This is a genomic window from Streptomyces sp. NPDC059477, from assembly GCF_042749375.1.
Taxonomy (GTDB): Bacteria; Actinomycetota; Actinomycetes; order Streptomycetales; family Streptomycetaceae; genus Streptomyces.
Map to the genome: position 1 here is coordinate 99,893 of NZ_JBHYUG010000019.1, position 4,662 is coordinate 104,554.

The window sequence follows — 4,662 nt, forward strand, 5'->3', positions numbered from 1 at the left end:
GCTACCCCCGTCGGCGGGGGGCTGTTGCGGGGGATTGGGGCGTCCCTCCGGTACCCCCGGGGGGCGTTCTTGCTGATGGGCGCCGTGGGACTTCAGCCGAGCGAAGCGGGTGCGGACCTGCCCTGGCTCCGCTGAGCCGCTCTCCCGGCGCGAGCCGGGGCAGGTCCTTCAGTGCCGTACGCGGGAGGCGTCCCCTCCTCCTGCGTGCGACAGGTCCGGTGCGCCCCCTCGGGGGCGGGTCAGGGCCGGGTCAGTGGGCGACCACCGGCACCGGCAGCTCGTCCCCGGCGGACTCGGCGCCGTCGCCCGAGGACGCCACCGGGGTGGAGCCCGGCCGGCCGGCGTTGACCATGGTGGCGGCGATCAGCGCGGCGGCCACCAGGATGCCCACGGCGAACCAGATGGCGCTGGTGTAGCCCTCGACCATGCCGCGCAGCTGCACCAGTTCCTGCGCCGTGCGGGAGGTGCCCGCGCCCGCGATGTTGTCGGCGATGTACGACGTGGTCGCGGAGGCGGCGATGGTGTTCAGCAGCGCCGTACCGATCGCGCCGCCCACCTGCTGCGAGGTGTTGACCATCGCGGAGGCGACCCCGGAGTCACGCGGGGCGACACCCTGGGTGGCCAGCGACATGGCCGGCATGAACGCGGTACCCATACCCAGGCCGAGCAGCAGCATCCCCGGCAGCAGCAGGGCCGCGTAGGACGAGTCGATCTTCAGCTGGGTCAGCAGCAGCATGCCGACGGCGGCGACCAGGAAACCCGGTCCCATCAGCAGCCGGGGCGGGACCCGGGTCATCAGCCGGGTGCCGATCTGGGTCGAACCCACGATCATGCCGACGATCATCGGCAGGAAGGCGAAGCCGGTGCGCACCGGGGTGTAGCCCCGCACGATCTGGAGGTAGTAGGTCAGGAACAGGAACAGGCCGAACATGCCGATCACGGCCAGGCCCAGCGAGAGGTAGATCCCGCCGCGGTTGCGCTCGGTGATCACGCGCAGCGGCAGCAGCGGGGCCTTGACCTTCGACTCGACGGCGACGAAGGCGAGCAGCAGCAGACCGGAGGCGACGAACATGCCGACGGTCAGGGAATCGCCCCAGCCCTCGGACTCGGCGCGGGTGAAGCCGTAGACCAGCGCGACCAGACCGAGGGTGGACAAGATCACGCCGGGGATGTCGAGCGGCGCGCGGTTGCGGGCGCCCTTGGGCTCACGGATGACGTACCAGGCACCGATGGCGGCGACGATCGCGAACGGGATGTTCACGAAGAAGGTCCAGCGCCAGTTCAGGTACTCGGTGAGGAAGCCGCCGAGGATCAGGCCCACGGCACCACCGCCACCGGCGATCGCGCCGTAGATGCCGAACGCCTTGGCGCGCTCCTTGGCGTCGGTGAACATCACCGCCAGCAGCGACAGCGCGGCGGGCGCGAGCAGGGCGCCGAAGACACCCTGGAGGGCGCGGGAGCCGAACATCATGGCCTCGTTGGTGGCCGCGCCGCCCAGCGCGGAGGCCACGGCGAAGCCGACCAGGCCTATGACGAAGGCGCGCTTGCGGCCCCACAGGTCGGCGATCCGGCCGCCGAAGAGCAGCAGTCCACCGAAGGCGAGGGCGTAGGCCGTGACGACCCACTGCCGGTTGCCGTCGGAGATGCCCAGGTCCTGCTGGGCGGAGGGCAGGGCGATATTCACGATGGTGGCGTCCAGCACCACCATCAGTTGGGCGAGCGCGATGAAGATCAGGGCTTTCCAGCGGCCCGGATCCGGGACGGACACCGCGGAGGTGCCGGATGCCTTGACGGCACTTTCAGACATGGGGGTACCCACTTCGGGACTTCGTGACGGATAGCTATGGATAGCCAGCAATAGCCAGGGATAGCGACGGATCTACGACGATCCGCCAGGACTGTGTGAAATTTCGGGCCTGACCTGAGCCGCGTATGACCTAGGACGGATCAGACCGGGAGTTTGTGACAGATGTCCGGGAGTTCGTGGTGGGCAGATGTGGTGATGGACGCGGTGGCAGATGTGGTGACCGTGGTCTGGTCACTGTGGTCTGGTGACCGTGGTCTGGTCACTGTGGTGTGGTGACTGTGGTGTGGTGACTGTGGCCGGGGGCCGGACTCATCGCACGGCGCTGCTCCGGCGCAGATCCTCCATGGTGACGGCGGTTCCCGGCAGCGTGGAGCGGGCCGGGGCCCGCAGTCCGTCCAGGAACAGCTGAAGATGACGTCGTACGAACGGGTCGACGCCGACGCAGGCCGTCCCGGCCGGGGGCCGGCTGAGCTGGGCGACGGCGAGCATCACATCTCCGACGCCGATGTCCTCGCGCACCTGCCCGGCCGCCTTGGCGCGGTCCAGGACCTGCTCGATCAGCCCCTCGTACCGCATCCGGGCCGCCTCCAGGTCGGGGTGGCTGCGGTCGAAGGCCTGGGACATCATCGGGCACAGCGCGCTGATCCGTTCGTCGACGGCGGCGTGCGCGATGCGCTCCACGGCCGCGAACGGGTCCTCGCACTCCGCCAGCGCCCGTTCCGCCGCGTGTGCGCTGCGGTCCAGGATCGAGCAGACCACCTCGCGGACCAGTGAGTCACGGTCGGGGAAGTTCCGGTACACCGTGGCGTTGCCGACGCCGGCGCGGCGGGCGATCTCGTCGAGCGGGACGTCGGGCCCGTGCTCGACGAACATCTCCCGGGCGGCCGTGACGATCCGCTCCCGGTTGCGCAGGGCATCGGCGCGGGGCCGGGGTGCCTTGCGACGTTCGGGAATCACGGTGTCCACGGTGTCCTCCTCGGGAGCGGAAACTCGCTGTCCGTCCGGTGTCCGGTATCGGTTGTCGGGTCCGTCCGGCGCTCTGTCCGGTCGGCATTCTGCCTGTTCGGCGTGAACCGGGGAATCGGTCCCCGGATCGCTCGTACGCGTGGTTAAACGGGGACCGGGTCCCCGGTTATTTCCCGATCCCGAAGACAATTCATGTGACCTGAGTCACAACCTATCGCGGGCGGAATTCGCTCCCCTGCCGACGGCGACCCCACGTTCGGGCTCCTCCAACGCGCGCCCACCACCACCTCGACCCAGGGTGAGGACAAGGAAGCAGCCGGTCGCCGGCGGCTGCTCCGGAGCGAAAGGCCCCCTGCATGCAGCCGTCCCGCAGCCGGATACGCCCGCGCCGAATCGCCGCCCTCGCGTCCGTGACCGCCCTGACCTTCGCCGTCAGCACCGCGGCCGGGACCGGCCGGCACACCGTCGGCTCGACGGCGGCCGGGGCGGGCCCGATCGCCCTGTCCCGCTCCTCCGCCCTGGGCCCCTGCATGATCACCGGCCGGGCCGAGGTCCTGATGTCCGAGGGCGTGCCGACCCCCGCCGGCTACTCCCCCTCCACCGGGACCGTGCGCGCGCTCAGCCTGATGGTCGACTTCCCCGACGCGCCCGGCCAGGGCAGTGCGATGGACCGTTACGGCGAGTTCTTCCCGCAGACCACCCAGTGGTTCCGCACCAGCTCCTACGGCCGCCTCGACTACCGCTCCGAGGCTCCCATCACGCACTGGCTGCGCATGCCCAGGACCTTCGCGGAGTACGGCATAGAGCGCGGCGCCCCCTTCGACCCCGGCTACCGCCGGCTGGTCCAGGACCTGGTGGCCGCCGCCGACCCCGACGTCGACTTCAGCCGCTACGACCTGCTGAATGTGCTGGTCACCCCGAACGCGGGCCCGTCCGCGCTGGACACCGTGCTGTCGGTGACCTTCGCCGGGAACCCGGAGGCGCCCACCGCCGACGGCGTCCCGGTGGCCAACGCGTCCTTCGTCTACTCCCGCCAGGACGACGGCTCCGGCTCCTACGCGCGCACCGGCTTCCGGGTGCTGCCGCACGAGAACGGCCATGTCTTCGGCCTGCCCGACCTCTACACCCAGGAGGGCGGCGGCGCGGTCGGCCACTGGGACATCATGAGCGAGGACTGGGGCGCCAACAACGATCTGCTCGGCTGGCACAAGTGGAAGCTGGGCTGGCTGGACGCGACCCAGGTCGTCTGCGCGGCCGACCCCGGCACCACCGAGCACACCCTGACCCCGCTGCCCCGGGCCGGCGGCACCAAACTGGTCGTCATCCCCCTCGACGGGCGCACCGGTTACGCGGTGGAGTCACGCACCCTCGACGGCAACGACGAGGCGGTGTGCCGGGCCGGCGTCCTGATCTACAAGGTGGACGCCGGCGTCGACACCGGGCAGGGGCCGGTGCAGGTCTACGACTCCCGCCGGGACAGCGGGGGCTGCACCCGCTCCCCCAATGTGCACGCCGAACTCTCCGACGCGCCCTTCGTCTCCGGCGAGACCTTCGAGGACCCCAAACACGGCATCCGCATCACCGTCGCCCCGGCGGACGCGGACGGGAACCAGGTGGTGCGGGTGACGCGCGGGTGACATCGGGCGGAAGGCGGGCCGGGTTCAGCCCGTCATGCCGGAGGAGGTGTAGCCCTCGATGAAGCGGCGCTGGAGCAGGATGAAGGCGATGAGGACGGGGATGACCATGATGAGGCCGCCGGCGCTGATGAGGGTGTAGTCCTGGGTGTAGCCGGACTTGAAGGCGAAGAAGGCGGTGGAGACGGGCATCTTGTCGGTGCTCTGGATGAAGGTGACGGCGAGGAGGAACTCGTTGTACGCCTGGAGTCCGGA

Annotated in this window: 3 protein-coding genes and 1 pseudogene; 1 reads left to right on the forward strand and 3 read right to left on the reverse strand. The window is 70.3% G+C overall.

Features of this window, described 5'->3' with window-relative positions:
- Nucleotides 1-250 precede the first annotated feature (250 nt).
- Both ACFXAZ_RS13140 and ACFXAZ_RS13145 read right to left on the reverse strand, forming a co-directional pair.
- Complete coding sequence (locus ACFXAZ_RS13140) at nucleotides 251-1,807, reverse strand: MFS transporter (RefSeq protein WP_384588836.1); 1,557 nt, start codon at nucleotides 1,805-1,807, stop codon at nucleotides 251-253.
- Between the two features lie 309 nt (nucleotides 1,808-2,116).
- Nucleotides 2,117-2,773: a TetR/AcrR family transcriptional regulator gene (locus tag ACFXAZ_RS13145; protein ID WP_384588839.1), complete on the reverse strand. Its 657-nt coding sequence runs from the start codon at nucleotides 2,771-2,773 to the stop codon at nucleotides 2,117-2,119.
- 356 nt (nucleotides 2,774-3,129) lie between these two features.
- Between ACFXAZ_RS13145 and ACFXAZ_RS13150 the strand changes: the two genes are divergently transcribed.
- The gene (locus tag ACFXAZ_RS13150) at nucleotides 3,130-4,410 is read left to right on the forward strand and encodes a M6 family metalloprotease domain-containing protein (RefSeq protein ID WP_384588842.1); all 1,281 of its coding nucleotides are present in this window, start codon (nucleotides 3,130-3,132) and stop codon (nucleotides 4,408-4,410) included.
- A 24-nt stretch (nucleotides 4,411-4,434) separates the two neighbouring features.
- Here the strand turns inward: ACFXAZ_RS13150 and ACFXAZ_RS13155 are convergent.
- A pseudogene (locus tag ACFXAZ_RS13155) lies at nucleotides 4,435-4,662 on the reverse strand (carbohydrate ABC transporter permease); the annotation flags it as partial.